The sequence below is a fragment of the Herbaspirillum huttiense genome (genome assembly GCF_004367745.1).
GTDB lineage: Bacteria > Pseudomonadota > Gammaproteobacteria > Burkholderiales > Burkholderiaceae_D > Herbaspirillum > Herbaspirillum huttiense.
This window is the reverse complement of sequence record NZ_CP037993.1, coordinates 3,281,021-3,307,506: the sequence shown is the minus strand read 5'-3', so window position 1 is coordinate 3,307,506 and position 26,486 is coordinate 3,281,021. Positions and strand designations below refer to the sequence as shown.

23 protein-coding genes are annotated in these 26,486 nt (G+C 64.9%); 5 read left to right on the top strand and 18 right to left on the bottom strand.

Translation table 11 applies throughout. From position 1 onward, the window contains the following. Window positions 1–217: 217 nt before the first annotated feature. The 13 genes from E2K99_RS14875 to E2K99_RS14815 all read right to left on the bottom strand — a co-directional run bounded on the left by E2K99_RS14875 (window position 218) and on the right by E2K99_RS14815 (window position 15,113). On the bottom strand, window positions 218–535 hold the full coding sequence (locus E2K99_RS14875) for a YnfA family protein (RefSeq protein ID WP_039785457.1): 318 nt from the start codon (window positions 533–535) through the stop codon (window positions 218–220). 13 nt (window positions 536–548) lie between these two features. Then, window positions 549–1,040, bottom strand: coding sequence for an MgtC/SapB family protein (locus E2K99_RS14870; RefSeq protein ID WP_134222734.1), 492 nt, complete (start codon window positions 1,038–1,040; stop codon window positions 549–551). Between the two features lie 295 nt (window positions 1,041–1,335). Next, window positions 1,336–1,707 carry a hypothetical protein gene (locus E2K99_RS14865; protein ID WP_134222733.1) on the bottom strand — a complete coding sequence of 124 codons (372 nt, stop codon included), beginning with the start codon at window positions 1,705–1,707 and terminating at the stop codon, window positions 1,336–1,338. A 198-nt stretch (window positions 1,708–1,905) separates the two neighbouring features. Further along, window positions 1,906–2,727 (bottom strand): helix-turn-helix transcriptional regulator, encoded by an 822-nt coding sequence (locus tag E2K99_RS14860; RefSeq protein WP_134222732.1) that lies wholly within the window; start codon window positions 2,725–2,727, stop codon window positions 1,906–1,908. Window positions 2,728–2,734: 7 nt separating this feature from the next. Further along, window positions 2,735–3,289: a YbhB/YbcL family Raf kinase inhibitor-like protein gene (locus tag E2K99_RS14855; RefSeq protein WP_134222731.1), complete on the bottom strand. Its 555-nt coding sequence runs from the start codon at window positions 3,287–3,289 to the stop codon at window positions 2,735–2,737. A 125-nt stretch (window positions 3,290–3,414) separates the two neighbouring features. Then, a complete protein-coding gene (locus E2K99_RS14850) occupies window positions 3,415–4,383 on the bottom strand; it encodes a hypothetical protein (protein WP_134222730.1) in 969 nt (322 codons plus the stop codon). A gap of 132 nt (window positions 4,384–4,515) precedes the next feature. Further along, window positions 4,516–5,388 (bottom strand): alpha-amylase family protein, encoded by an 873-nt coding sequence (locus E2K99_RS14845; protein WP_420840830.1) that lies wholly within the window; start codon window positions 5,386–5,388, stop codon window positions 4,516–4,518. Between the two features lie 25 nt (window positions 5,389–5,413). Next, a complete protein-coding gene (locus E2K99_RS14840; RefSeq protein ID WP_134222729.1) occupies window positions 5,414–7,993 on the bottom strand; it encodes an NfrA family protein in 2,580 nt (859 codons plus the stop codon). Between the two features lie 33 nt (window positions 7,994–8,026). After that, complete coding sequence (locus E2K99_RS14835) at window positions 8,027–10,195, bottom strand: glycosyl transferase family protein (RefSeq protein ID WP_134222728.1); 2,169 nt, start codon at window positions 10,193–10,195, stop codon at window positions 8,027–8,029. Between the two features lie 9 nt (window positions 10,196–10,204). After that, on the bottom strand, window positions 10,205–12,505 hold the full coding sequence (locus tag E2K99_RS14830; protein WP_134222727.1) for a cellulose biosynthesis cyclic di-GMP-binding regulatory protein BcsB: 2,301 nt from the start codon (window positions 12,503–12,505) through the stop codon (window positions 10,205–10,207). 502 nt (window positions 12,506–13,007) lie between these two features. Further along, a complete protein-coding gene (wecB, locus tag E2K99_RS14825; protein WP_134222726.1) occupies window positions 13,008–14,168 on the bottom strand; it encodes a non-hydrolyzing UDP-N-acetylglucosamine 2-epimerase in 1,161 nt (386 codons plus the stop codon). A gap of 250 nt (window positions 14,169–14,418) precedes the next feature. Next, window positions 14,419–14,802, bottom strand: a complete 384-nt coding sequence (locus E2K99_RS14820; RefSeq protein ID WP_134222725.1) for a type II toxin-antitoxin system RelE/ParE family toxin — start codon at window positions 14,800–14,802, stop codon at window positions 14,419–14,421. 8 nt (window positions 14,803–14,810) lie between these two features. Continuing rightward, complete coding sequence (locus tag E2K99_RS14815) at window positions 14,811–15,113, bottom strand: type II toxin-antitoxin system Phd/YefM family antitoxin (RefSeq protein WP_134222724.1); 303 nt, start codon at window positions 15,111–15,113, stop codon at window positions 14,811–14,813. Window positions 15,114–15,317: 204 nt separating this feature from the next. On the opposite strand from E2K99_RS14815, the gene E2K99_RS14810 reads away from it, so the two are divergent. Both E2K99_RS14810 and E2K99_RS14805 read left to right on the top strand, forming a co-directional pair. After that, window positions 15,318–15,698, top strand: coding sequence for a CidA/LrgA family protein (locus E2K99_RS14810; protein ID WP_134135926.1), 381 nt, complete (start codon window positions 15,318–15,320; stop codon window positions 15,696–15,698). Continuing rightward, window positions 15,698–16,438 (top strand): LrgB family protein, encoded by a 741-nt coding sequence (locus E2K99_RS14805; protein ID WP_034339613.1) that lies wholly within the window; start codon window positions 15,698–15,700, stop codon window positions 16,436–16,438. The genes E2K99_RS14810 and E2K99_RS14805 overlap by 1 nt, the downstream gene beginning before the upstream one ends. A 22-nt stretch (window positions 16,439–16,460) precedes the next feature. On the opposite strand, the gene E2K99_RS14800 is transcribed toward E2K99_RS14805, so the two are convergent. The 5 genes from E2K99_RS14800 to E2K99_RS14780 form a co-directional block, all read right to left on the bottom strand. Further along, a complete protein-coding gene (locus E2K99_RS14800; RefSeq protein WP_134222723.1) occupies window positions 16,461–17,378 on the bottom strand; it encodes a LysR family transcriptional regulator in 918 nt (305 codons plus the stop codon). 100 nt (window positions 17,379–17,478) lie between these two features. Beyond that, window positions 17,479–18,081 carry an ABC-type transport auxiliary lipoprotein family protein gene (locus E2K99_RS14795; protein WP_085946222.1) on the bottom strand — a complete coding sequence of 201 codons (603 nt, stop codon included), beginning with the start codon at window positions 18,079–18,081 and terminating at the stop codon, window positions 17,479–17,481. Next, window positions 18,078–18,995, bottom strand: a complete 918-nt coding sequence (locus E2K99_RS14790) for an MlaD family protein (RefSeq protein WP_039785481.1) — start codon at window positions 18,993–18,995, stop codon at window positions 18,078–18,080. The genes E2K99_RS14795 and E2K99_RS14790 overlap by 4 nt, the downstream gene beginning before the upstream one ends. Beyond that, window positions 18,995–19,825 (bottom strand): ABC transporter ATP-binding protein, encoded by an 831-nt coding sequence (locus E2K99_RS14785; protein WP_134222722.1) that lies wholly within the window; start codon window positions 19,823–19,825, stop codon window positions 18,995–18,997. The genes E2K99_RS14790 and E2K99_RS14785 overlap by 1 nt, the downstream gene beginning before the upstream one ends. Beyond that, a complete protein-coding gene (locus E2K99_RS14780; protein WP_134222721.1) occupies window positions 19,819–20,952 on the bottom strand; it encodes an MlaE family ABC transporter permease in 1,134 nt (377 codons plus the stop codon). Before E2K99_RS14780 ends, E2K99_RS14785 begins: the two co-directional genes overlap by 7 nt. A gap of 293 nt (window positions 20,953–21,245) precedes the next feature. Here E2K99_RS14780 and E2K99_RS14775 point away from each other — a divergent pair, with 293 nt between their 5' ends. The 3 genes from E2K99_RS14775 (at window position 21,246) to E2K99_RS14765 (ending at window position 26,404) form a co-directional block, all read left to right on the top strand. After that, on the top strand, window positions 21,246–22,367 hold the full coding sequence (locus E2K99_RS14775; protein WP_134222720.1) for a porin: 1,122 nt from the start codon (window positions 21,246–21,248) through the stop codon (window positions 22,365–22,367). Between the two features lie 243 nt (window positions 22,368–22,610). Next, window positions 22,611–24,902 (top strand): primary-amine oxidase, encoded by a 2,292-nt coding sequence (gene tynA / locus E2K99_RS14770; RefSeq protein WP_134222719.1) that lies wholly within the window; start codon window positions 22,611–22,613, stop codon window positions 24,900–24,902. Window positions 24,903–24,973: 71 nt separating this feature from the next. Continuing rightward, on the top strand, window positions 24,974–26,404 hold the full coding sequence (locus E2K99_RS14765) for an aldehyde dehydrogenase family protein (RefSeq protein ID WP_134222718.1): 1,431 nt from the start codon (window positions 24,974–24,976) through the stop codon (window positions 26,402–26,404). Window positions 26,405–26,486 lie beyond the last annotated feature (82 nt).

Here is a 26,486-nt window from a genome sequence, read left to right as displayed (position 1 = left end):
GGTTTTGCGGAGAGGAAGGCGGAAATGAAGCGCGGCAGTGGCGCGGGGCCCGATCACCGATATATATCATTGCATGATGTATTCGAGTGCAGTCTGCGCGTTCGTGGTGCAGTGCATCGTGACAGTGCGTGAGCGGGCGGGCCCGAAAAGATGAAGCCGGTGACGTGTTTGTTGCCGCCGGGATAGCCCGTCTGCACGGGACCGGAAAGAATCGTGCTTATCGCGGCTGGAAGGCAATCAGCGCCATGCCTGCCAGCGCCACGGCCACCCCGGCACAATCCCAGGCGGAAGGGCGCACGCCATCCACGGCCCAGAGCCAGAGCATGGCCACGGCGATATAGACCCCGCCATAGGCCGCATAGACGCGTCCGGACGCGGCTTCATGCAAGGTCAGCAGCCAGGCGAACAGGGCCAGGCTGGCGGCGGCCGGCAGCAACAGCCAGGCGCTGCGATCCTGCTTGAGCCAGAGGTAAGGAAGATAGCAGCCGACGATTTCGGCCAGTGCGGTGCAGAGATAGAGGAAAACGGTTTTCATGCGCGCGAGGCGTTCAATCTTCTTCGCGCGCGCTGATGTCGGCGCGTTCGTCGTCGGTCTTGCGCAGCCATCGGCGGTGCAGGAAGTGTTCCAGCGGACGGCCTACGACGAACAAGGTCAGGATCAGACCCGTCGCCATCAGCGCCACGCGCCACCAGCCGGCACCGCAGACGATGCCGACTGCCGCGGTTACCCAGATCGATGCCGCAGTGGTCAGGCCGCGTACCTTCTCGCTGCGCTGTTCATGGATGATCACGCCCGCGCCAAGGAAACCAATGCCGGTGATGACACCCTGGATGGCACGGCTGACCGCATCGCGGCTATGCACATCGGAGTCCAGCGAGAAGTCCATGGCGGCCATCGTGACCAATGCCGATCCCAGCGCCACCAGGCCCAGGGTCTTCATGCCGGTCGGCTTGCCGCGCAGGTTGCGGTCGATGCCGATGACGCAGCCGATGAGCATGGCGAACAGGAGCCGGTAAAAAATTTCCAGATGATCGGTCATGGACAGGCGCGGGCAGTGAGCGAAGGCGACATTGTACCCTCCCGCCACGCGCGTTTTCACCGTCGAACGACTGCTGGCTGCAGCCATAAAAAAGCCCCGTCAGCTTCGACGGGGCAAATCATGCATGGCGGGAGGCATGAAGACTTCGCCATGCTGCGCTCAAGCATCAAACAACAGGAAACTACGGAGACAACAGAAACAACTACACAACGAAACAACATGAACTACGGAGACAACAAAAGCTGCAAAAGGTCATCAGAATATCTGAGTCATCTGCGCGTCACTGCGCAAGCGATCACGAGCCCGAGCCGCCAGCACCACCGGCACCGCCGCCATTGCCGCCCGGCGAGGTGCCCAGCGGGCCGTTCTTCGAATCAGTGGTATTGGCATTGTTGCCCGAGCGGGAATTCTGGCTGCCGCTCTTCATCGACTTGTCCATCGACTTGTCCGACTTGTTGTGGTTGCGCATGCTCTTGCCGGAAGAGGAGCTGCCCGACTCAGTGGCGCTGTTGTTGGGCGTGGTCTGGGCGCCGGTAGCACCTGCTGCGCCCGAGCCAGCCGCGCCGGAACCGGCTGCACCACCGCCGGCATTCTGTGCGAAGGCGCCGGTGCTGAAGGCAGCCACTACCAGGGCAGTGCCGAGGAATTTCAGGGTCGGTTTGGACATGGAGATCTCCTAAGGTTGTTGTGGGGGGCGTCCCGCCATCGCGAGCCGTTGGAGCCATACTAGGTCCTGCGCCGAATGCGGGCAGTCGGACGCTGTTTCAATCGCGTGTCGGTGCTTTCGTACCCGGATGACGGCGCTTGTTGTTGAGCCACGCAGGTCAACGCGCCGTTTGGAGGTAAGGTTCAGGAGGCTTTGACCTCAGGGCAGGGTCTGCCGCAACTCGCTGGGGCTGATCCCGTAGTGCTGCCGAAAGCGCATCGCAAAGCGCGAGGGCGACTCATAGCCGCAGGCCGAGGCAATGTCGGCGATGGGCAAGGACGAGGCCTGCAACTGGACCAGCGCCAGTCCCAGCTGCACCTTGTCCAGCAATTCGCGGAAGCCGGTCTGCTCGCGCGCCAGCCGCCGTCGCAGGGTCGAGACGCTGCAATGAAACGCTTCGGCCACGCGCTCCAGGCTGCGTTCTTCCGGGGCCAGCATCAGCAGGTGCTGTTCGATGTGATGGCTGATGGCGTCACCGCGCTCGCGCAGCAGGCCGCCGATGGCGCCGCGCAGGCTCAGGGCCAGCAGCAGGCCTTCGGCTGCTTGGCATTGCAGTTCGCTGGCGGCTTCTTCGCGGATGCAGTCTTGCAGATGGCGCCAGGCGCGCAGGATGTCGGCATCCTGCGCCACGCTGCTGACCGCGCTGGCATCGCGCGCCTGTACGCCCTGACCGGGATAGTGCAGGCGAAAGCGCTCGATCAGTGCCGGCGGCAGGGACACCATGTCGGCCGCATATTCGCCGCCCTTGGGCAGGTTGGCGACATTGACCTGGGTACCGGCGGCGATGAGCACCAGCACATCCTGCCCGCACAGCAGATGGCGATGGCCCCATTGCATGCGCTTCTTGCCCTGGCGTACGTGGCAGATGCTGGCCAGGCCGATGAAGACCTGGCGCAACTGCTGTTCGTGCCGGGCGCGGATGCGTGTCAGCGTGGGGCGGGTGCCATGGGCGAAGGGCAGGATGGCGATGTCACTTTGCATGCGGGAATCAGCGTTGGAAGGTAGCGGTCAAGCGGGCCTGGCCGAGGGCCGCGCCGTTGAGGAAGAAGCCGAGCATAGCACCGCTGGCTTGCGCATCCAGTGGCAATTTTTCGGTGTTCAGTGCCCAAATCACGAATTGATAGCGGTGCGGCTTGTCACCCGCTGGCGGGCAGGCACCACCGTAGCCGCTGCTGCCGAAATCGGTACGGCCCTGGATGGCACCCGCGGGCAGGCCGCGGCCCTGGGCATCGATGCCGGCCGGCAGGCTGGTGGTGGAGGCCGGCAGGTTGAACACGGTCCAGTGCCACCAGCCACTGCCGGTCGGGGCATCCGGGTCATACACGGTCACGGCGAAGCTCTTGGTGCCGGCCGGGGCGTTGGACCAGGACAACTGCGGCGAGCGGTTCAGGCCGCTGCAGCCGAAGCCGTTGAAGACTTCCGCGTTCGACAGCGCCTTGCCATCCTGGATGTCGCGGCTGGTCACGGTGAAATCGGCAGCGTGGGCCGACAGTGCAGAAAACGTCAGGGCCAGCGTGGCCACGGCAAGGCGGAAAAAGGACATGAATGCGCTCCGGTCAAGGTTGAGGAGCGCCCATGGTAGAGGGCCGGCAGCGGCGAAATGGTGCAGAAAACGTCAGCCTCGGTGCAGAAAGCGTCAACCCGCCCAGAGCCCTGCGTGCCGCCTTGTCAGAACAAGTTCAGCGAAATCAGGAAGTCCAGTCCCTGGAACAGTTCGACATAGCGGCTGGCCGCCGATTCATTGATCACGATGAAGCGGGTGAAATCGAACAGCGCCGGTTCCAGCTGCGCGTCGATGGCTTGCTGGGCCGCGAAGCTGGCGTAGCTGAGGCCGAAGCTGTAGAACTGCTGCTTGAACTGCGGATTGAGATTGGCCTCGTCGACCGGGTGGAATTTCATCACCAGCCGAGCGTGCTGGCTGGCCACCAGTGCCTGCATGGTACGCAGCGAACTCATCAGGCCATGCAGGTTGCGCTGGGCCTCTTCGCTGTGCTGGCCGCAGCGCGCCACCATGTTGATGATATTGGGCAGGAAGCACAGCCAGTGGCGCTCCGTCTCGCGCAGTCCGCCCTGAGGTTCGAGGCTGACCGTGCGTACGCCCGGCAGGCCCGGAAAGGCTTGCGGCGAGACCCGGTAGGCGCCGCCATATTTCGGGCTCTGCGCATCGAACCAGATGGCGGGCATCGCATTGACCTGCAGGACGGCTTGCGGTGTGAGGCCCAGGCGCTGCATCAGCACGGGTTTGGCTTGCAGCATGTGCAGCAGTGCGGTGGCATCGACGGCGGCATTCTGTGCCGGTGCAGCCAGCTGAGGATTGCAGGAGGTGTTGCCTTCTTCCAGGTAGCACACGGTCTGCACCGCTGCCGCCAGCTTGAGCAGCTTGCCCAGCAGGAAGCCGGTGTGTGGCACGAAGATGCGCAAGGGCGTGAAGGTGGCAGGCAGGGCCGCCACCATCCCCTCCAGAAACGCCACGGTGCGTGCCGGATCCCAGATGCCGTCGTCGATGACGCTGACGTAGGGACCCTCCCATTGCATGCCACGTCCGCATACCACCAGCGGCGCGCGCACTTCTCCCTCGCGCTGCAACTGCCGGGCGATGGAATAGGTGATGGGGCTATGCAGGTAGACGATGTCCATGGAAGAGCAATGGCGCGGCCGGAAACGCGCGCCTGATGAGGCCAAGGCGGGATGATGGCCGCCTCGGCCTGGCTGCACCATGGGAAGATGCTTCACAAACGTAACGGGATGTAACGAGAGGCGCGCTCGGTTTCAGCGTGGACGCAGCGCCTCTACCAGCGCATCGTTCACGTAATGCGGCCCGTCGAAGAGCCAGACCCGATACCCGCGATAGTGCTGCAATTGCGGCGTCAGCTCCTCCGCAGTGGCACTGCGAAATCCGCCTCCGGGTTGCGGGCGGAAGGCCTCGGCGATGATCCGCACCCGCGCCGGCCCCAGCCGCTGCGACAGCACCTGCACGTAGTGCAGCGCCACCTGCGGCTCGCGGGCATAGACGCCGACGCCATCCTGGAAGAACACGCCGACATCCGGCGGCAGCCAGCTCAGCAAGCCGGCGGCCAGTGCTTCCGGCCCCACATTGGCACTGTCGTAGACGCTGATCCACAGCGGTCGCGGCAACTGGCCGAGCAGCTCGCCCAAGCGGGCTGCCTCGGTCCAGGTCGGATCGATCTCCACCGGGAAGTACCAGCCGCTGACCTTGAGCGGCGTGGGCAATCTTGCCAGCCTGGCGGATTGCGCGATCAGTTGCGGCAGGTCGGCGCGTGCGGCAGCTTCATCGAAGCGGCCGGCCAGTCCGAGGATCACCTCCTGTGCCCATGGTTCGCGCGCAATGCGCTGCCAGTCGGGCAGGCGTGGCACGGTCGGCAAATCACTGCCTGCAACAAAGGCCTGGCCATCGACTGCGCTCCATTGCACCAGCAGGGTTCGCGCTCCCAGTTTTTGCCACTGGCCGCGTGGTTCGACGGTGGCATTGTCGGGCTGCCAGACGATGCCTTCGATCTCGCCCTGCGCTTGCGCGCGCAGGTCACAGCCGGCGCAGGCGGCCAGCAGCCACGCCGAGGCAGCAGCCAGCAGGGCGCTACGGCGCAGCGGGGAGGGCAAGGGTGCCGGTGGCATGCACTTCATGGGAGCACCTGCGGTTCACTAGGGCTCAGTAGGACAGCGTGGTGCTGAAGAAGAATCCCTGCGCCCGTTCATCGCCGCCGACGCGCCAGCGATACTGCAGCGACAGATCCACATAGGAGCGCGATGCATGATAGCGATCGCCCCGGAACCAGTAACGCAGGTTCACCCCCGGACCCATGCCGATGGCGGTGCGATGGGTATTGAGCGAATTGAAGTCGGCGTTCAGGCTCAGATGCGGGAACAGCACCAGCTGATCGCTCACGCTGTCGAGCCGGAAACTGCGTCCGGTCTGGACCGAGGCCAGACCATAGGTCTGCGGATTGCGCAGGTAGCGGCCGACCTCGCCATACCATTGCGTGGTCCACCAGTCGGGACGATCCACTCGCAGGTCGGTACCGATGCCATCGGAATAGGCCAGCTGCACCAGCCAGTCGGCGGCGGACTGGCTTCCCAGCGGGATCAGCCGGCCCAGCGACAGCACCAGGTTCTGGCTGGCCAGCGGCTTCCAGCGCGCGCCCACGGTGGCTTGCGCAGTCTGCGTGCCAGTCGCACCGCCGGACTGGTCCTGCAGGGTCTGGAACACGCGTGCGAACAGTTCGACCGGACGGCCGCCCTGATAGCCGAAGGGCCGCCAGTAGGCTTCCGCTCCGGCCTGCAGGGTGCTGTCGGTGGCGGAGGCACCGGGACGTCCGCCATTGCCGGCGCTGGGGCCGCCGCCGTTGTGCGTGAGCGAGGCGATGAAGCCGCCGCTGCGATCGATGGTGGAGATGCTGCGACGGGTATCGAAGCGCTGCTGCGGCGTCTGCTGCAGGCTGCCATCGTCGGCACGGTCGACGCTGCGCTTGAACCAGCCCAGCGCGGCGTCATCGTCACCGGCATCGATGGCGGCATACCCCGCATCAGAAAGTGCGCGGGCGGGAAGGGTGCCGCCCGCATCGGCACGACGGAAGGCGTCCCGGGCAGCGGGGGCATCCCCCGCCTGGGACGCCAGGTAGGCCAGTTGCAGATCATCCAGTCCATCCAGCGCGCCGCCATCGCGCGCGGCGAGGAAGCGTTCACGGGCTTCGCGTGGATGACCGGTGCGGGCCAGCAGCGCGATCTCGGTCTCGACCGGCAAGCCGCCTTGCGCCAAGGCCGCCTCACCATCGGCGCGGGCACCCGCGCTATCTCCCAGTTGCGCGCGCAAGGCTGCGCGCCTGGCCAGCAAGGGGCCGTCCGCACCCTGTCCCTGCAGGGTGGCGCTGATGGCCTGCTCGGCTTGCTGATCCTGTCCACCAGCCTGCAGGGCATCGATCAGCAGCAGGCGGTATTCGGCATTCTGCGGTGACAGGGCTACGGCCTCGTTCGCAGCTTGCGCCGCCTGTGCGTACTGTTGCTGCTGCATCGCCTGGTAGCCACGTGTGGCGGCATCGAAGCCGGCATCGCGCGCTTGCGCGCCAAACGTCACGTGGCAGGGATTGACGTTTTCTGCACCATCGCGGCTGCAATCCAGTGCTGGCACGGGGAGTTGGCGGGACGATATGGACGGGTTGCGCTGTCCGGCACCGAGCGCCGCCAGCCGATAGCGTCCCAGTGCCTGGGTGGCCTGCAGGCGCGTCAGGCGCAAGCGCGCAGCTTGGCGTGCATCGATTGCGGGGGCGAGCGTGTCGGGATCAAGATCGTTCAGCACATCCAGTGCCGCCTGCGGTTGTTGCATGGCCAGTTCTGCATCGGCCTGCAGCAGCCGGGCATCCAGTTGTTCAGCGGGGCTGCTGTCGCTGCTCGCCAACTGTCGTGCCTGTGTGAAGTCAGCGCGCGCGGCATCGGCCTGGCCCAGACGCACGCGGGCATAGGCGCGCAGCAGCAGCGGACCGGGCTGGCGTTCGTCCATGGCGTGGGCTTCGTCGGCGGCGCGCTCGGCCTGCGCGATCTGCTCGTTGTGCAGCAGGGCTATCACCAGCATCAGGCGATATTCCATTTCCTGCGGTGCCAGTGCCACGGCCCGGCGGGCAGCGTCCAGCTCGGCCTCGGCTTGGTTGCCGCTTTGTGCCCGGAAGACTTCGGCCGCAGCCATGGCGGCGCGTTCGCGTTGCAGTTCCAGCTGCCGGCGCAGCAGCGGGCGTTGGTCCGTGACGTTGTCCGCGCCTTGGGCCAGTACTTCGCTGGCGCGGTCGTAGTCATGGGTCTCGATCAGCGCATTGCCCAGCAGCAGCCAGTAGGCGGTATTGTGCGGGGCGGCTGCCACGGCCTGGCGTGCCAGCGTGACGGCCTGCTCGTAGCGCTTGCCATCATAGGCGCGATAGGCGGCTGCTGCGGCCGCATAGCCGGGGTCGCGCGCCGTGCCACGCTTGGCGCTCATTCCGGCGTGCTGCTGTTGGCGCAGTTCGCGCAATTGACGGCGCAAGGCCATGGAATCCGGGCGCAGGCGTATCGCTTCCTGCAGTTGCGCCTGCGCCTGCCCGAACGCGCCGCGTGCCGCCGAGGCATAGGCCTGCTGGGCCAGGCGATAGGCCGGGCCGGACAGCGGCAGTTCCACCACGGCCGTTTGTGCCAGCGCCGTGCCGGTGGTGGCAGCAGCACCGCTGACCAGCAGCAGGAGCAGCAGGGACAAGGTCTTGTTCTTCATCGTGTCTTCTTGTTGTGGTGATGAGGGCGGGGTTCAGGCAGGCTGGCCGCCTTGTGCCAGCCAGTCGCGCTGGCGCCGTACCGCCTCTTCGATGGCCTCGCGCGAGATCACGGCTTCATTGACCAGGTAGTCGCCGATACGGCCATGCAGGTCGGGACGATAGCGCTGCATGGCCGCATCGAAGACCGGGCGCGACAGCAGGCCGCTGGCGATCAGCAGGTCGCCCAGCAGCGGGACGCGGGCTTCGGTGCGGGCCGGGTCGAAGGCATTGTCCTGCCCGCGCAGCAGGCGCAAGCCGGCAGCGATCTCGGACTCGCGCGCCACCATGGCGAAGGGGGCGCGGCCCAGGACCGCTTCCAGCTCGGCCCGCGCGGCATCGGTCAGCGCACTGGCCACGGCCACCCGCGCCATGCCCTGGTCGGGCCGGCCTTCCTTGCCGGGGCCGAGGTAGAGCGTGCGCAGGCGGGCGCAGATTTCCACCGGCAATTCGCCCGCATGGCGCTGCACGCGTTCCCGCGTGAGGCTCACGCGCGGCAGGCCTTCTTGATAGGCCAGTGCTTCGGCCAGGGTTTCTTCATCCAGCCAGCCATGGCTGACCATGACGGTCCCCAGCGGCAATTGCGTGCGGCGCTGTTCCTCCAGCGCCATCGACAGCGTGGCCTCGTCGACTGCCTGCCAGGTGCGCAGCAGGTCACCCAGGCGCAGGCGCACGCGGCTGGCGATGCCATCCGTGGGGAAGTCGTGCATGGTCTTGTCCCAAGCCAGTGCGCGGCCCGCGAACAGGTATAGCAGGAACAGCCGCCACGCACGCGCCACGGCCATGAAGTTGACGAAGTTGGCCACCACCATGCGCGGCAGGGCCATCAGGCCGTGACGCCAGCCGTACAGCTCGGTGGTGAAATAGAAACGGTGCACGGCACGATTGAGCATGGCCAGCGCATTGAGCGTGAGCACGGTGCGCCACCAGCCGTCACCGGCCAGCAGGGGAGGGTAGAACACGTCCCACCACTGGAAAGTGGTGGCCGCCGAAAACAGGATGAACTGCAAGGCCAGCACATAGCCCAGCATGCTGACGAAGGCCGTGACGACGCCCTTGCGGTCATGCAGCAGCAGATAGCGTGCCGCCAGCGAACCGCGCCACTCCATCTGCTCCCAGCTCTGCAGGCCGATACCGATGACCCAGCGCGCCTTCTGGCGATAGGCCTGGGTGAAGGTGTCTGGGAAATATTCGCGCACCGCCAGCGGCATTTCCAGCGTGCTCTCGGCCACCTGCTCGCGCTTGCCGAAGAACCAGGGTTTGCGGCGTACCTTGAACTTCACGGGGAAGCGCGCAAAGATGGTCTGCATGCCCATCTGCGAGAGCTTGGTGCCGACCTCGTAGTCTTCCGTCAGGCTGGACACGTTGAAGGGCTCGCCATCGGAGGCCTGCATCAGGCCGTGCAGCGCCTTGCGCGAGAAGCAGGTGCCGACCCCCGCCGAGGGTACCAGCCCGGCCACGCTTTCGCGCACCATCATGTCCTTGGCATGGCTTTCGGCGAATTCGTCCATGTAGGTACCGGCCACCAGTTCAAACCATTCGCGCTCCAGCGAGGCGACCGGCAGCTGGATCATGTCCTTGCGCGGCAGCAGGTAGTTGAAGAACTTCAGTTCCATCGGGTGCAGCACGTCTTCGCTGTCGTGCAGGACCACACCGGCGAACTGCATGCCCAGTCCGGCTTCGCTGGCGAAGATGGTCTTGACCACCCAGTTCAGACAATCGGCCTTGCAGGTCGGACCTGCATGCGGCACTTCCACCCGGTGCAGTTGCTTGTAGCGCACCCGCATGCGCTCCACCTCGTCAATGGTCTCGCGGTCGTTGACGTAGGTGCCGACGAAGATGTGGTAACGCCGATAGTCCAGCACGGCCACCATGTCCTCGATCATCTGCGCGATGACGTCCGCTTCCATCCAGGCCGGCACCATGATGGCAATGGGCTGCTCATCGCGCTGCCGCAACTGTTCCACCGTCAATGGCGTGCGTACGCGCTCGATGGTGAACCTGCGCCACAGGCGGCGTGACCAGTACCAGAGGTCGAAGAACAGGTCGTCCAGCGCCGACAGCAGGATCAGCAGGGCCACCACGGCCGCTGCAATTTCCAGCGCCGCGTAGTAGTTGGCGAACAGGAAGTTGAGCTGGGCCGTGGCATTGGCTGTGGTGAACATGCGCCGTCCTCAGTCCTGGCCGGCGTCGCGCGGCGTCGCCTGGGCTTGCTTGCGCTGGGCTTCCTGCTCGGCCATGCGACGGCGGCGCGTGCGGCTGGCCAGGATCAGCAGGAGAATGAACAGGCCGATGATGGTCAGCGGCACCACCCACCACAGGATGTCCGGAATGGTCAGCGAGGGGGCGTCCTGCACCGCATCGCGGCCACTGGCGTCATTGGTGTCGATCTCCGCCAGCAGTCCGGTCGAGGAGACGGCTGCCACATTGCCGGACGACAGCGCAAACGGTTTGGCCACCAGCGGACGTTCCTTGCCGACGCTGTGCCAGACCACGCCTTGCTGGCCGTTGGTCTTGGCGACCTCCAGGATGCCGAGGCGGTCGAAGCCGGTGACGTCGAGCATGGGCTTGGCGCTGCTGTCATTCATCACCAGCGTATTGCCCTTGACCTGCACGATGCCCTGGGCATCCTTGAAGGGCAGGTCAAATGCCAGGAAGCTGCCAGAAGGAGCGGCCTCCTTGCCGTCGTCCACCACGGTCATGCGGGTGCGGTCGGCGGGCAGGCCGGCGCTGGAGGCCACCATGATGACGCGCTGCAGGCTGGCCGGCACGTCGTCCAGATAGCTGTGCGGCACCAGCAACTGCGCACCGGCGGCGAAGCGGCGGACCATGCCGGTGAAGTTGGCTTCGTCCTGGGCCTTGTCCAGTTTCAGGTGGCTGGATCCCAGCACTGCCACCGGGAAGGCCTGGGGCGTTTCACGGCAGTTGTCGCTGGAGGGCTGGCGCACGAAGGACACGCGCAGCTGGTTCTGTGCAGCCAGCGCACCCGGCGGGATGCGCGCGATGATGCGCTCGCGCTGGCCGTCGGCCTGCAGGCTGCGCGCTCCCAGCAGCACATCGTTGAGGAACACCGAGGCCACCGGTGGCGTGCGCGTGGCACCCGGCGCGGCCGAGACATCCAGTACCAGTTCGGACGGCAGACGGCCGTCGCTGGCGACTTCGGCGATATCGAAGGACGCACTCCAGTCGGCGCGGCTGAGCACATCGATGCTACCCGGCGCACCGCCCAGGTTTTTCAGCAGGATGAAGTCTTCACCCGTCACCGGCTTGTGCGCCGTGCGCGCCACCAGCGAGGCGGCACCGCTGATGTTGCGCCAGTAGCGGTCGAACATCTGTGCAAAGGCGGGGCCGGACTGCGCACCCGCCAGGATCACCGGATGGCCGAAGGCTGACGACAGCCGCAGTTCACCTGCCTGCAGGCTGGCGGACTGCGGCTGCACGCGGGCGCGCCAGGCGCTGAAGGCCGGCATGGCTTCGGGCGCGCTGGCCTGCACCTGCTGCTGCAGGGCGTTCATGGCGCTGTCGATACCGGAGAGCAGCGCTGCATCGGCCACCACGATGTCGGCCCGCACCTGGTTGCGGCCCAGGGCCAGCAAGGCGCCGACTTCGGCGGGATCCTTCAGGGCATGTTGGCCGCTGCCCTTGAGCGCGGCAAACGCGGCAATGCCGCGCAGCCCATCGGGTACGTTCAGGCGGCTCAGGTCGATTACGTCACCCACGCGCGGCAGCACCGTCACCGTACTGTGCTTGCCCGCGCGTTCCAGCGCCACACCGATGCGCCAGGCGCTGTCGTAGCTCTGTGCATCCAGCTGGCGTCCCGCCACCATGATGGAGGTCAGGGCCGGCAGCGCCCCCCAGGCGGTGCGCAGGTCGCCGATGGCGCGGCTGTCGTAGCGGTAGCTGAAGGAGGAATCGGGATTCACCTGCAGCACGTTGCCGGGCGTACGCGGGTCGGCGCATTGCGACAGGCCGGAGAGCATGGTGGTCCAGTTCACGCCCATGCGCACGAATCCATTGGCGCGAGGCGCGCCGTCGATGCCCAGCGCCAGGCTGGCATCGCCCTGATCGGCCGTCATCGCACGCGCCGCGACCGGATAGGTATCGATGGCCACGACCATGGTGGTGCGGCCGCCGTCGGCGCGCAGATACTTTGCGTCCAGTTTCAGATTGGCATCCGCCAGCGGCACATTGGACGGCACCGGCAGATAGAGTTCGCGGCTGCTGTCATTGGACGCCAGCACCAGCGGCGAGGTGATGCCCAGTGAGGCCAGGGTCTCGCGGCGCTCGATCCAGGTATCGTCAGTCAAGGTGCGGAAAGCGTCAGCGGCGGCGTTGTTGCCTGTGGGGGCGGCCAGCAGGACCGGCGAAAAGCCGGCGGCAAGCATGGCGACGGCGAGCGTCATGAACATCGGCGTTCCCGCAGACAAGCGCAGGCGGCGCGCAGCCGCTGGCTGGGGGTGGTGGCGTGCAATCATCAGATTCCTGTCGCAAGAGGGACCATCGGTCCGCGTAGTCCGGACCTTGTGGCGTTTCGTTGAATTGTTTGTTGTTCGGTTGCGTGGCTCAGTTGCGTGCGGTAGGAGCGGAGCGAGGTCAATTTGGTTGCATGTTCGATATCACTCTTTACCCCTTGCAGCACGCGGACACTTTCCTTGTGTCCATTTTTCCGTGATTTTTTGCTTGAAATGGCGACGCAGAAAAACTAAGTATTCAGGGCGATTGCCGTCTGGCATCGCCCGGAGGGGCGCATGGGAAAAGGGGCGCTGCTGGCTGATTTCGCCTGAGGAGAAAAGGCGGGGTAACGCAACACTGACAAGGATGTTTGTGAGAATTCCCTACATCAGGGGCGTAAAAAATTTTTTATATTGTTTGATTTAACTCGGTTCTGGCCGGAAAACATTTCCATAAAAAACTAAGTAAACGGGACGACGGAACAAACCGCAACGTCTCGCCGCCCATGGCTTGCGAATGGATGAGTCAGGCGGAAAAGGGCTGGAAGTTGCGTCCGAGAATGGCAGCGACGATGCGGGCACAGGCCTGTCCGTCGCCATAGGGATTTTGTTTGCGTGCGAAGCTGCGCCAGAGCCGGTCTTCGCTCAGCAGGGTGGCCACGGTATCGACGATGCGGCCGGTATCGGTGCCGACCAGTTGCACGGTGCCTGCGGCCACGGCCTCGGGGCGTTCGGTGACGTCGCGCATGACCAGTACCGGCTTGCCCAATGCGGGCGCTTCTTCCTGGACGCCGCCGGAATCGGTGAGGATCACGTGGGCGCGCTGCATCAGCCGCACGAACTGCAGATAGTCCAGCGGCTCGATCAGATGCAGGTGAGGCAGGCCGGACAGCTCCTGCATGACGGGGCCGCGCACGTTGGGATTGAGGTGCACCGGGTAGACGATCTGCAGGTCATCGCGTTGCGCCAACTGGGCCAGTGCGCGGCAGATCTGCAGGAATCCGGTACCGAAGTTCTCGCGCCGGTGGCCGGTGACCAGCAGCAGGCGGCGTTCGGGCAGCAGCGATGGCAGGGCGGCATCGAGCTGGGCGCGAAGCCCGGCATCGGCATCGATGCGGGCCACCGTCATCTGCAGGGCATCGATGACGGTGTTGCCGGTGACCACGATTTTTCCCTGCAGGTTTTCTGCTTCGAGATTGCGGCGCGACTGCGCGGTGGGCGCGAACATCAGGTCGCTGACCACATCGATGGTGCGCCGGTTCATCTCTTCCGGCCAGGGCTGGTGCATGTCATGGGTGCGCAGGCCGGCCTCCACGTGACCGACCGGGATGCGCCGGTGAAAGGCCGCCATGGCCGCCACCATGGCGGTGGTGGTATCGCCGTGGACCAGCACGCGGTCGGGCCGGGTCTGCTCCAGCAGCTGGTCGATGCCGGCGAAGAGGCGCGCGGAGAGGCCGTTGAGCGTCTGGTCCGGCACCATCACATCGAGCTTGTGATCGGCCTTGATGGCGAACAGCTCCAGTACCTGCGCCAGCATCTGCTTGTGCTGGCCGGTGGCGCAGACGATGGAGTCGATGGCGGGCTCGGCATCGAGGGCCTTGACCAGCGGTGCCATCTTGATGGCTTCGGGGCGGGTACCGAAAATCGACAGCACCCGCAGAGGGCGGCTGGGCGTGGCGTGGTCCATGATGCTCCAGTAAAGGCTGCGTGAGCGCGCCTGTATCAAATCGTGGTCGTGACCGGCGTTGGGCTGTTCTTGTTGATTGTTGGCATCAGCGTGGTGCGCGGAGTGGTGGGGCCATCCGATAAGCAGAGACAGCCCGGGATGTGGGACAAGAGCCGCGAAGATTTGGTTCTGGCGACAGGGCGAGGCTTGGACGGAGCGTACGCTTATCGTCATTGCGCCCGGGCAAGCTCGGCTGGTCCGGGCGCAGGACTTACGGTGAGGAGGCGGCGAGATAGTTGCGGCGCTGCCGCTGGTGGCGTATTGAGAGCAAGTGAACGACACCCCTGGAGCGGGCATAGAGCACCAGGGTATCCTTCATTACGTACTCTCGTACCTCCGTGTGGCGGGCCAGTCTGCCCAATTGCCGTTCGAGGAGGCGCAGGGCGCTGTGGACTTCGGTTGATTGCCCGGCGCCGCCTTGAATCAAGGGGCGGAGCTGCGGAAGACTTTCCAGATTGGGGATGTCGGTCGCGATCAGTTCATCCAGCAGCTGGTCATAGGCACCGGTTGCCTCATTGGCGTCGAGGAAATCCTCGATCTGCGCCAGCCCGCGAAGGAAATACGTCGTGACCTCGACCCGATGCGGGACGGCCACCTTGCACCTCAGCGCGTGGTCTTGGCAGTGCGGCGGCGTTTGAGGCCGTTGAGGGCGGTGCGGGCATCGTCCACATGACCGGCCGCGACATCGGCCAGCCCGGCGCGGGCATCTTCAATGGTCAGCAGGTGCAGGTGCTCCCGCTCCAACTGATGGTAGTAATCCAGTCGCTCCGCATCGATCAAGGCGACGTAGCTGACGCCGTTCTTGGTAATGATTTTCTCTGTGCCCGCCTTGACCTGATCCGCCAGTTCGGAAAGTTGGGCCCGGGCTTGCGTCACCGTAATCACGTCAGTGGAAGAAAAGGCCATCTCGGACCTCCTAAAATGATGTACAGATTCCTGTACAGTATAGAGGCCTGCCTTGCTGGGTGCTTGTGTGCGCATGATGTCACTCCTTGGGTGGGAGAGGCGCATGCTCGCGCAAATTGCCTGGTCTGGCAGCGACATCGTGAAATCAATCCGCTTTCCTCGCATTTTTTGATTGTCTGCCACTTCCATCACCATTGGCCGCCCATGAACCTCACCCCCCTCGCCATCCTCCTGGTCTTCCAATGCCTGGGCGAAGGCACCGCGCAATTGCTGGGCCTGCCCATTCCCGGTCCGGTGATCGGTATGCTGCTGTTGCTGATCGCCTTTCTCTCTTCTTCACGCCTGGCGCAGCTGATGGAGCCGACCTCATGGGGCATCCTGCAGCACCTGTCGCTGCTGTTCGTGCCGGCCGGCGTCGGCGTGATTGCCGCTGCCGGCCAGCTCAAAGGCGATCTGCCGGCCATCGCGGTGGCGCTGGTGGTGAGCACGGTCCTGGCCATCGGCGTCGGCGCGCTGGTGACCAATGCGGCGATGAAGCGCTTCTCTGCGGCACGCCAGCCGGATCACGATGAGGAGTCGCACTGATGCACGGCCTGGCCCGTCTGACCGATGTCTGGGTCTACCTGGCGGCCTCGCCGCTGCTGGGGCTGACGACCACGCTGGTGGCCTATCTCGTGGCACTGTGGATCTACCGGCGGCTGGGTTACCACCCGCTGGCCAATCCCGTGCTGATCGCCATCGTCATCGTGGTCAGCATCCTGGGCATCACGCATACGCCCTACAAGACGTATTTCGAAGGCGCGCAATTCGTGCATTTCATGCTTGGACCGGCCACGGTTGCGCTGGCCATGCCGCTCTACAAGCAGTGGCACAATTTCCGCCGCGCAGTGCTGCCGCTGATGCTGGGACTGGCCGCTGGTTCCGTGACGGCCGTGGTCTCGGCGGTCGGGATCGCTTACGCCATGGGGGCCTCGCGCGACATCGTCATTTCCATGGCACCCAAGTCGGCCACCACGCCGATTGCCATGGCCATCTCGGAACGCTTCGGCGGCCTGCCGTCGCTGACCGCCGTGCTGGTGATCTGCACCGGCATCCTGGGCGCGGTCCTGGCGCGCTACGTGCTCAACTTCCTGCGGATCGACAGCCATCCGGTGCGCGGCTTCGCGCTGGGCGTGGCCTCGCATGGCATCGGTACTGCGCGGGCCTTGCAGGTCAGTGCGGAGATGGGGGCCTTTGCCGGATTGGGCATGGGACTCAATGGCGTCTTCACCGCCGTGCTGGTGCCGGTGCTCATGCCGCTGTTCCTGCGCTGGACCGGAAATTGAGAATGAACTAAATAATTTAAATTTAAGTTACTTGCTTCGGGCACCATGGCGGTACCTTGAACTGCTCCACCAGAAAATCACGCATGCGCTGCACCTTGGGCGGCAGATGCGTGCGGGTCGGGTAGAGCGTATGCACCACCAGTTGTTCGCCGGTGCTCCAGCCTTCGAACAATTCCACCAGTTCACCGGACTGGATTGCCGCGTTGACGATGAAGTCCGGCTGGATCGCGATGCCCTGGCCGGCCACGGCCATGGCACGGCAGGTAGCGCCATTGTTGACGTAGACGGTGGAGCGTACGCGCACCGTGCACGTGTCGCCGTGCTCATGCTTGAAATGCCACTCATCGCCGCCGTTGCGGTAGCTGTAGGAGATGAAGGGATAGTCGCGCAGTTCCGCCGGACTCACCGGCGTACCGTGCCGCTGCAGGAAGGCCGGCGAGGCGCAGGCAATCATGCGCACCGGTGCCAGCGGCCGCGCCACCATGCGGCTGTCACCGAGGGTGCTGATGCGGATGGCCATGTCGAAACCTTCCTCAAGCAGGTCGATGGTGCGGTCAGACAAGGTGATGTTGAGCGTGATCAGCGGATTCTGTTCGGTGAACTTGCCCCATAGCGGAGCCAGTTGCTCCACGCCGAAATCCTGCGGAGCGCCGATGCGCAGCCGTCCGCAGGCCTGGTCGGAATTGAGCCCGACTTCGCTCTCCACATCCTGGATGGATTCCAGCAATTCCTTGCAGCGCGAGAAGTAGACGCGGCCCTCATCGGTCAGCGAGAGTCGCCGCGTGGTGCGGTGGAGCAGGCGGATGCCGAGGAACTGTTCCAGCTCCGAAACCTGCCGCGAGACCGCCGGTTTGGACTGGCCGGTCACCTCCACGGCGGCCACGAAGCTGCCGCTCTCGACCACGGCGACAAAGGTTTCCATCGCTTGCAACTTGTCCATGGCTGCTTTCCGATCCGCAAGAAAAATACCGGTCAGATTGCCACAGCCTCGTGCGCCTGCCCATGCTACGTTCGGATAATGGCGCGTCCGGAAAATTCGTTCATCGCACCGTGGCGGCCCACGCCACCACTTCGCCCGCCAACCGCGCCGAGGCGCTGCCAAAGGCGCTGACCACTTCCGGCACCTTGCTGCCGGCCACCGCTTCCACGACGGCAAAGCGCCGCGCCGCCAGTTGCTGGCGCGTGGCGGTGTCGACCAGTCGCGCGTCATAGACGATCACCACGCTGGGCGCGCCGTTGCGATATTCCGTCTGGAAGGCGTTGAGTGCGCCATCGAGTTCAACCTCGGCCGCGATGTTGGCATTGTCACCGGACAGGCGCGGGAAACGTCCGTCGGCCTGGAAAGCATCCAGCAGGCGGTCGCGCAGCAACTGCGGTGCCGGATCACTCCAGCGCACGCCGGCATAGGACTTGACCACATCGCCTTCAGGCAGCACCAGGATGCGTTCGCTGTCGATGCTGCGACTGGCCGCCGGAGTGGCGATGCGCAGCGCGCGATAGGGCGTGCCGGTGCTCGCCGCATGCGGCGAAGCCAGCGGCGGCAGGCGATAGACCGCCAGCGGATCGGACTTGGGAAGAATCGAACACGCGGTCAGGGCCAGGCTGGCGGCCACCAGGGCGGTGCGCAGGAGCGGGGTCATCATGGTTGGAATTCCTGAAGATTGTCTTGGCCCAGCAGGTAGGCACCGGGATTGCTTTCCAGCTTGCGGCTGATGGCCCGCACCGAGGCCAGGGTACTGCGCAGTTCGGTAATGGCCGGCCCGATCTCCGCCACGCCCTGGGCACCGTTGTTGAGGGCGGCCTGGTTCTGCTGGATCAGCTTTTCGATCTGCTGGCTGCTGGCCGCCAGCGAACGCATGGCTTGCTGCAGGTTGCCCATGGCGTCATTGCCGCGTGTGGCCAGCAACTGGTTGGCCGACTGCATGGCCAGATTGGCCTGGCGCGCCGCTGCCGCCAGTTCTTGCATGGCGGTGCCGACGTTGCCGCGCTGGTTGGCCAGGGTATCGGTCAGCTGTTCCAGGTGCGCCAGGGTCTGGTTCAAGCGGCGCGCGTTTTCCGGAGCCAGGAACTGTTTGGCATTGAGCAGCACTTCATTGACGTTGGAGAGCAGGTCCTCGCCGTTGGAGAGCAGTGCCGACAGCGGCGAGGGTGAGGCGATGATGATGGGGTCATTGCCATCCTTGGACTCCAGCCGAGGACTCTCGGGCGAGCCATTGGTCAGCTGGATCAGTGCGGTACCGGTGATGCCGGCCAGGGCCAGCTTGGCGCCGGTGTCTTCCTTGATGGGCGCCTTGCCGGTCACACGGATGCGGGCGCGCACCTTGCGCGGGTCGGCCGGGTCCAGGCTCAGGCCGACCACGTCGCCCACCTTGATGCCGCTGTACTGCACGGGGCTGCCGCGCGAGAGCCCGCTGACCGCCTCGTTGAAGATGACCGTGTAGTAGTCGACGTCGCGGTCCTGGCCGACCTTGGTCAGCCACAGGCAGAACACCAGTGCCGCCAGGGCGACCAGGATGGTGAAGAGTCCGATGAGGACGTGATGGGCACGCGTTTCCATTAGGCGTTTCCTTGATGCGTTGGGGTGGCCGAAGCACGCAGTGCGGCCTGGCTGGCGGCCCGTCCGCGCGGGCCTTGGAAGTATTGCCGTATCCACGGATCATCGAAGGCCGCCACGGTCTCGATGCGGTCGGCCACCAGCACGCGCTTGGCCGAGAGCACGGCAACACGGTCGCAGATGGCATAAAGGGTGTCCAGGTCATGGGTGACCAGGAACACGGTCAGACCCAGCGCATCGCGCAGGGTCAGGATCAGGCGGTCGAAGGCGGCGGCGCTGATGGGGTCGAGGCCGGCGGTCGGTTCGTCCAGGAACAGGATGTCCGGATCCAGCGCCAGCGCACGGGCCAGCGCGGCGCGCTTGATCATGCCGCCCGAAAGTTCCGCCGGAGTTTTGTCGCCGGCGGCAATGGGCAGACCGGCCAGCGCCAGCTTCATGGCCGAGACCCCACGCGCCTCATCGGCATCGAGTCCGCCGTATTCGGTCAGGGGCAGCGCGATGTTTTCCAGCACGGTCAGCGAAGAGAACAATGCGCCCTGCTGGAACAGCACGCCGAAGCGACGCTCATACTGCGAACGTGCTTCGGTGGACAGTGCAGACAGATCCTGTCCGAACACTTTCACCTGTCCGGCCGCAGGACGTTGCAAGCCGACGATACTGCGCAGCAGGACCGATTTGCCGGTGCCGGAACCGCCCACCACGCCGAGGATTTCACCGCGCCGCACCTGCAGGTCCAGCTGGTCATGGACCACTTGCGGTCCGAACTGGTTGCGCAGGCCGCGCACGTCGATGATCGCTTCGACGGCCTGATCGTCGTGCGCCGGGGTCACCATCCCATCTCCATGAAGAACAGGGCCGCCAGTGCATCCAGCAAAATCACCACGAAGATCGACTGCACCACGCTGGAGGTGGTGTGCTGGCCCACCGACTGGGCGCTGCCGCTGACCTTGAAGCCTTCGTTGCAACCGATGATGGCAATCACGAAGGCAAACAGCGGTGCCTTGACCATGCCCAGCACGAAGTGGCGGATGCTCACATCCTGCTGCAGCAGCGCGATGAACATGGTCGGGCTGATGTCCAGCGACAGCGCGCACACCATGGCTCCGCCGAAGAGGCCCGACATCATGGCGATGAAGGTGAGCAGCGGCATGGAGATCAGCAGCGCGATGATGCGCGGCAGGACCAGCAGGTTGATCGGGTCCAGTCCAAGGGCGCGGATGGCATCGATTTCCTCGTTGGCCTTCATTGAGCCGATCTGCGCCGTAAAGGAACTGGCGGTGCGCCCGGCCATCAGGATGGCCGTCAGCAGGACGGCGAATTCACGCAGGAAGGAGAAGGCCACCAGGTCCACCGTATAAAGACTGGCGCCGAAATCGGCCAGCACGGTCGCCCCCAGGAAGGCGACCACGGCACCCACCATGAAGGTCAGCAGGGAGACGATGGGGACCGCGTCCAGCCCGGTCTGTTCCACCTGGGCCACTACGCCCGTAAAGCGCCAGCGCGAAGGACGCCAGAACGAGGCCGCCAAGGTCTGCAGGCACAGTCCGGCAAAACCCAGCAGGCCGCGCGAACAGGCGCGCAGGTTGAGGGTGGCCACGCCGGCCCGTTCCAGCATGTCGGTAATCCAGGCCTGCGGCGGCGGGGCGGCCTTGGGCATGGCGATCGCCTTGGCCTCGGCCACGGCGGCCAGCAGGCCGCGCCAGGCGCGCGGCAGATTGCTGTCTTCGCCGGTCTGGCGCAAGGCTGCGGGCACGCCCAGCAGATCCACCAGCAGCTTGGCGCCCACGGTGTCAAAGGCGGTCAGTGCAGAAAACGTCAGCACCAGCTGATCGTCTACCGCCGGCCGCTGCTGTGCGATCTGGTGCGACAGCGCGCGGTAGTTGCGCAAGGTCCAGTCGCCTTCCACGTGCAGCACAGGCGGGCTGGACGGTTCGAGGCGGAAGGTGGCGGCGTTGTTCAAATCAGGTCAGGCCAGCGAGGGCAAGGTTGGAAGAGGGCAGTGTACCGAACTTGCGCGCCACTGCGCAAAAAGCGTCAGCGGGCCGCCGCAAGTATGGCATGGGCACAGGCTTCGCGCCAGCCGCAATGACCCGCGCGGGCACTATCCCAAGAGGTAATTGCTGCGGGGGGAAGGGGCTCCTACCATGTGCCTTCCCTGGACCCGGCCAGTGCCATTGTCCTCCCTCCACCCGGCAGAAAGCACCCGGGATGATTTGACGTTTTCTGCACCATGCCGCGTGCGGCACGCTTCTCATGAAAAAACTCGTCTTCACTCTTTCCGCCCTGGGGCTGCTCAACGCCAGCCAATATGCCCAGGCCCAGACTTCCAGCGTCACCGTCTATGGCGTCATCGACATGAGCCTGGTCTATACCAGCAAGGTCGGTGCCGGCAACAACAGTCGCGTCAGTGTCGACTCCGGTGACGCCATGGCCTCGCGCATCGGCTTTCGCGGCCGCGAGGAACTGGGCGGCGGACTGGCGGCCATCTTCCAGCTGGAAAACGGATTCTCCGCTGACGACGGTGCCATGGCCACGCCGGGCAGCCTGTTCGACCGCAAGTCGGTGGTCGGCCTGAGCAGTCAATACGGCACCCTGACCATCGGCCGCCAGACCGATTACCTGGAGGAGATTGGTCTGCAATACAGTTCCTTCCAGATTTTCGGGGGTGGCGGTGTGCGTGCCGGTCACTTCAACAGCCTCGATCGCCTGACCGGCGCACGGACCAGCAATTCGCTGCGCTTCGATACGGCCGAGATGGAGGGTTTTACCGGCAGCCTGTTCTACGGCTTCGGCGAGGTCGCAGGCAAGACTTCGGCGGGACAAGCCTTCGGCGTCGGAGCCAACTATCGGCGCGGCAATGCCGGCATCGGTGCCGCTTACTACCAAAGCAAGCTGGCCGCGGATACGCCGCCGTCCAGTGCCGGTGATACCGACCTCAAGACCTTCACCCTGGGGGCCAGCTACCAGGCCGGTCCGGCCAAGCTGTTCGCGGCCTGGTCACAGGTGCGCCGCTCGACCCAGCAGCCGCTGGCGGCGAGCGGACTGGTGGCCATCACCAGCGCTACCCGCGCCAATGTGTTCGACGTCGGCGTGGATTACGCGATGGACGCCAAGCTGCACCTGCTGGGCAGCGTCATCCATGACCGTGCCGATCTGTCCCGCGCCAGCGGTGGTGCTACGCGCGGACACACCACGCAGTTCAATATCGGCATCGACTATTTCTTCAGCAAGCGCACCGACCTCTACGCCATGGCCAGCCGCCAGTCGGCCAGCGACGTGCTCAATCCCGGCGTCATCAGCGCGGCCTATTCGTCGGCACCGGCGGACGACAGCAGCCAGAATGTCCTGCGTATCGGGCTACGCCACAAGTTCTGAGAGCGCCGAAAAACATAGCCGAAAACGGCAAAACAGCCTCCGCAGTGCGGGGGCTGTTTTGCTTTTGAGCGGTGCGATCCGGAGACATCAGGGGCAAAGAAAGGCTGCATGCGGGAAGAGAGCGCAGACTGCGCGCGCCGCAGGACCTCGTGCGGCGCGCAGGTTTGCCAAATCGGGCTACGCCGCTGCGGGAAGGGAACGCAATAATCCATCACACCCGTTCCACACCGACACGTTCCGACCATGACCTCCACTCGTTTCCGTTCCCGCCTGCTGCGCAAGGCGGTCTTGTCTACGCTTTCCGTAGCCAGCCTGGCCACTGCCTTGCTGGCGCCGCTGCCGGCCGCCGCCCATGGAGCGGCCGCGCACATGTTGCCGCTCAAGAAGACCCTGGAAGATTTCGGCGCTACCGTGCGCTGGGATGCCTATGCGGGGCTGTGGACCATCCAGCGCAACAGCGTGACCGTACGCGTCAAGCCGCGCGCCACGACCGCGCTGGTCAACGGCCAGAGCGTGAAGCTGCCGGTGCCGCTGGTGATGAAGAACGGACAGCCCTATGTCTCCGACGAATTCATCAATACCGTCTTTGCGCCCAGCCTGGACAAGACTTTCCAGATCGAGTCCGTGCCGCATCCGCTGAACCCGCTCAGCGCCGATGAGATCAACGCCACGCTGGACATCTTGAAAGCCAGCGGCCGCTGGCAGCCGACCTATCGCTTTACCGAAATCACGGTGGCCGAACCGCCCAAGGAGCAGGTCTGGAAATTCGCCCTCGGCGAACGCGGCCTGGCCTTTGCCCGGCGCGCCGATTTCACCCTGCTCGATGGCAGCCAGGTGATCGAAGGCACGGTGGATCTGGGTCAACGCAGCGTGACGCGCTGGGAGCCCAAGACCGGTGTGCACGGCATGGTGCTGGTGGATGACTTCGCCACCGTCCAAAACGCAATGGAAACCAGCCCCGACTACGCCCAGGCGCTGGCCAGGCGTGGCATCACCGACATCAAGAAGGTGGTGGCCACCCCGCTGACCGTGGGCTACTTCGGCGGCAAGGATGCCCTGCAGGAAGATGCCCGCCTGCTCAAGGTGGTCAGCTACCTGGATGTCGGCGACGGCAATTACTGGGCGCATCCCATCGAAAACCTGGTGGCGGTGGTCGATCTGGTGCAGAAGAAAGTCATCAAGATCGAAGACAATGGCGTGATCCCGGTGCCGATGAAACCGACCGGCTACGACGGCAGCGGCCGCGCACTGGTCCCGCCACCCAAGCCGCTGGACATCAGCGAGCCCGAGGGCAAGAACTACACCATCACCGGCAACACCCTGCGCTGGCGCAACTGGGAGATGCACTTCAAGCTGGATTCGCGCGTCGGCCTGATGTTCTCGACCGTCACCTACAACGACCACGGCAAGAAACGCCAGATCATGTACGAGGGTTCGCTGGGCGGCATGATCGTGCCTTACGGTGATCCGGACGTGGGCTGGTATTTCAAGGCTTACCTGGATTCGGGTGAATACGGCATGGGCACGCTGACCTCACCCATCGAGCGTGGCAAGGATGCGCCTGACAACGTGGTGCTGCTCGATGCCACGCTGGCCGACACCAGCGGCAAGCCGCGCACCATCCCGCGCGCCATTGGCGTCTTCGAACGCTATGCCGGCCCGGAATTCAAGCACCAGGAATACGGCCAGCCCAATCTGTCGGTAGAGCGGCGTGAACTGGTGATCCGCTGGATCAGCACGGTCGGCAATTACGACTACATCTTCGACTGGGTCTTTGCCGAGAATGGCACCATCGGCATCAATGCCGGCGCCACCGGCATCGAAGCGGTCAAGGGCGTGAAGTCTTCGACCATGCGTGACGCCAGCGCGGCCGAGGATACCCGTTACGGCACGCTGATCGATCACAACATCGTCGGCACCACGCACCAGCACATCTACAACTTCCGTCTCGATCTGGACATCGACGGGGAAGGCAATTCGCTCACCGAAGTTGATCCGGTGGTGTTGCCCAACACCCGGGGCGGCCCGCGCAGCAGCACCATGCAGACCGTGCAGCGCACCGCAGAGACCGAGCAGCAGGCGGCGCAGAAATTCGATGCATCGACCATTCGTTTGTTGAGCAACCCCAACAAGTTCAACAAGGTCGGCAATCCGGTCTCTTACCAGTTGATTCCCTATGCGGGCGGTACGCACCCGATTGCCAAGGGCGCCAACTTCTCGCCCGATGAATGGCTCAACAAGCGCCTGAGCTTCATGGACCGCCAGCTGTGGGTGACCCGCTACGACCCGCAGCAGCGCTTCCCGGAAGGCAAGTATCCGAACCGCTCGCACGAGGACACCGGTCTGGGTGCCTTCGTCAAGGACAACCAGTCCATCGTCAACCAGGACGATGTGGTCTGGCTGACCACCGGCACCACCCACGTGGCGCGTGCCGAAGAGTGGCCCATCATGCCCACCGAATGGGTGCACGTCCTGTTGAAGCCCTGGAACTTCTTCGACGAGACGCCGACCCTCGGCCTGAACAAGAAGAAATAAGGCTTCCCCAAGCCGGCAAAGCTTGACCGTCCGTGCTCCGGCCCGACGGTCTTTTTTCACAAGGAGACTCCATGCATATCGCATCCAATATCATCGGCGGCCAGCTGCGCACGGGCAGCCGCCTGCTCGATTCGCACAATCCCGCCACCGGCCAGGTCATGGGCCGCTTCCCGCACTCCGATGCCATCGAGGTTGCGGCAGCGGTAGCCGCCGCACGCCAGGCGCAGCCGGGCTGGGCAGCCTTGTCACTGGCGCAGCGGCGCGAGCACCTGGAGCGCGTGGCCGATGCCATCGCTGCCAATGCCGAACGGCTCGCCACGCTGGTGACACAGGAACAGGGCCGCCCGCTGGGTGGCGTCGGTCCGGATCAGGTGCCGGGCTCGCGCTTCGAACTATGGGGCTGCGAGGCCTGGACGCGCGCCACGGCCAGCCTGGAACTGGCCCCGGAAGTGGTGTTCGAGGACGAGACCCGGCGCGACGAACTGCATCGCAAGCCCTATGGCGTGATCGCCGCCATCGCACCCTGGAACTGGCCGCTGATGATTTCCATCTGGCAGATCATCCCGGCGCTCTATACCGGCAATACGGTCGTGCTCAAGCCCTCCGAATACACCAGCGTCTGCGGCCTGGAACTGGCGCGCGTGATTGCGGAAGCACTGCCGGCCGGCGTGCTCAATACCGTCAGCGGCGATGGCAGCGTGGGCGCCCTGCTGGTGGAGGATGCGAACGTCAACAAGATCATGTTCACCGGATCCGGTGCGACCGGTGCGCGCATCGTTGCAGCGGCCGCGCGCAACCTCACGCCGACCACCATGGAACTGGGCGGCAATGATGCGGCCATCGTGCTGGAAGATGCCGATCCCAAGGCGATTGCGCCGGGCCTGTTCTGGGGCGCCTTCCTCAACATGGGCCAGACCTGCGCTTGTGCCAAGCGCCTCTACGTGCCCGATGCGCTGCATGACCGGATCGTGGCCGAGCTCAAGGCCATCATTGCGGCCACGCCCATGGGCGACGGCTTGCAGCCCGGCATCGCCATGGGGCCGGTACAGAATCCCATGCAATTGAAGAAGGTGGCGGCGCTGGTGGAGAGTGCCCGTGAAGAGGGGGCCACCATCGTCTGCGGCGGCGTGCTGCCGGACGGCCCGGGCAATTTCTATCCGCTCACGCTGGTGACCGATATCTGCGATGGTGCGCGGCTAGTGGACGAAGAACAGTTCGGACCGGTGCTGCCCATCATCCGCTACAGCGATCTGGAGCAGGCCATCGCCAATGCCAACCGGCTCGACGTCGGCCTGGGCGCGTCGGTGTGGAGCAGTGATACGCAGCGCGCTGCCGAAGTGGCTACCCGATTGCAGGCCGGGACGGTGTGGGTGAACCAGCACGGCATGGTCCATCCCATGGTGCCCTTTGGCGGCAACAAGCGTTCGGGGTGGGGACTGGAATTCGGGCAGGAGGGATTGAAGGGGGTGACGCAGCCGCAAGTGATCAGTTTGAAAAAATAACCGTACGGTGTTGTATCAAAAAAAGGATATCCGTGGATATCCTTTTTTAATGCCCGACGCGACATGATGCGTGCGCGCCCCA

Bases quoted from the DNA above. Each gene is read 5' to 3' on its own strand.
- E2K99_RS14875 (WP_039785457.1), bottom strand. From the start codon at position 535: ATGAAAACCGTTTTCCTCTATCTCTGCACCGCACTGGCCGAAATCGTC.
- E2K99_RS14870 (WP_134222734.1), bottom strand. From the start codon at position 1,040: ATGACCGATCATCTGGAAATTTTTTACCGGCTCCTGTTCGCCATGCTC.
- E2K99_RS14865 (WP_134222733.1), bottom strand. From the start codon at position 1,707: ATGTCCAAACCGACCCTGAAATTCCTCGGCACTGCCCTGGTAGTGGCT.
- E2K99_RS14860 (WP_134222732.1), bottom strand. From the start codon at position 2,727: ATGCAAAGTGACATCGCCATCCTGCCCTTCGCCCATGGCACCCGCCCC.
- E2K99_RS14855 (WP_134222731.1), bottom strand. From the start codon at position 3,289: ATGTCCTTTTTCCGCCTTGCCGTGGCCACGCTGGCCCTGACGTTTTCT.
- E2K99_RS14850 (WP_134222730.1), bottom strand. From the start codon at position 4,383: ATGGACATCGTCTACCTGCATAGCCCCATCACCTATTCCATCGCCCGG.
- E2K99_RS14845 (WP_420840830.1), bottom strand. From the start codon at position 5,388: ATGAAGTGCATGCCACCGGCACCCTTGCCCTCCCCGCTGCGCCGTAGC.
- E2K99_RS14840 (WP_134222729.1), bottom strand. From the start codon at position 7,993: ATGAAGAACAAGACCTTGTCCCTGCTGCTCCTGCTGCTGGTCAGCGGT.
- E2K99_RS14835 (WP_134222728.1), bottom strand. From the start codon at position 10,195: ATGTTCACCACAGCCAATGCCACGGCCCAGCTCAACTTCCTGTTCGCC.
- E2K99_RS14830 (WP_134222727.1), bottom strand. From the start codon at position 12,505: ATGATTGCACGCCACCACCCCCAGCCAGCGGCTGCGCGCCGCCTGCGC.
- wecB (WP_134222726.1), bottom strand. From the start codon at position 14,168: ATGGACCACGCCACGCCCAGCCGCCCTCTGCGGGTGCTGTCGATTTTC.
- E2K99_RS14815 (WP_134222724.1), bottom strand. From the start codon at position 15,113: ATGGCCTTTTCTTCCACTGACGTGATTACGGTGACGCAAGCCCGGGCC.
- E2K99_RS14810 (WP_134135926.1), top strand. From the start codon at position 15,318: ATGAACCTCACCCCCCTCGCCATCCTCCTGGTCTTCCAATGCCTGGGC.
- E2K99_RS14805 (WP_034339613.1), top strand. From the start codon at position 15,698: ATGCACGGCCTGGCCCGTCTGACCGATGTCTGGGTCTACCTGGCGGCC.
- E2K99_RS14800 (WP_134222723.1), bottom strand. From the start codon at position 17,378: ATGGACAAGTTGCAAGCGATGGAAACCTTTGTCGCCGTGGTCGAGAGC.
- E2K99_RS14795 (WP_085946222.1), bottom strand. From the start codon at position 18,081: ATGATGACCCCGCTCCTGCGCACCGCCCTGGTGGCCGCCAGCCTGGCC.
- E2K99_RS14790 (WP_039785481.1), bottom strand. From the start codon at position 18,995: ATGGAAACGCGTGCCCATCACGTCCTCATCGGACTCTTCACCATCCTG.
- E2K99_RS14785 (WP_134222722.1), bottom strand. From the start codon at position 19,825: ATGGTGACCCCGGCGCACGACGATCAGGCCGTCGAAGCGATCATCGAC.
- E2K99_RS14775 (WP_134222720.1), top strand. From the start codon at position 21,246: ATGAAAAAACTCGTCTTCACTCTTTCCGCCCTGGGGCTGCTCAACGCC.
- tynA (WP_134222719.1), top strand. From the start codon at position 22,611: ATGACCTCCACTCGTTTCCGTTCCCGCCTGCTGCGCAAGGCGGTCTTG.
- E2K99_RS14765 (WP_134222718.1), top strand. From the start codon at position 24,974: ATGCATATCGCATCCAATATCATCGGCGGCCAGCTGCGCACGGGCAGC.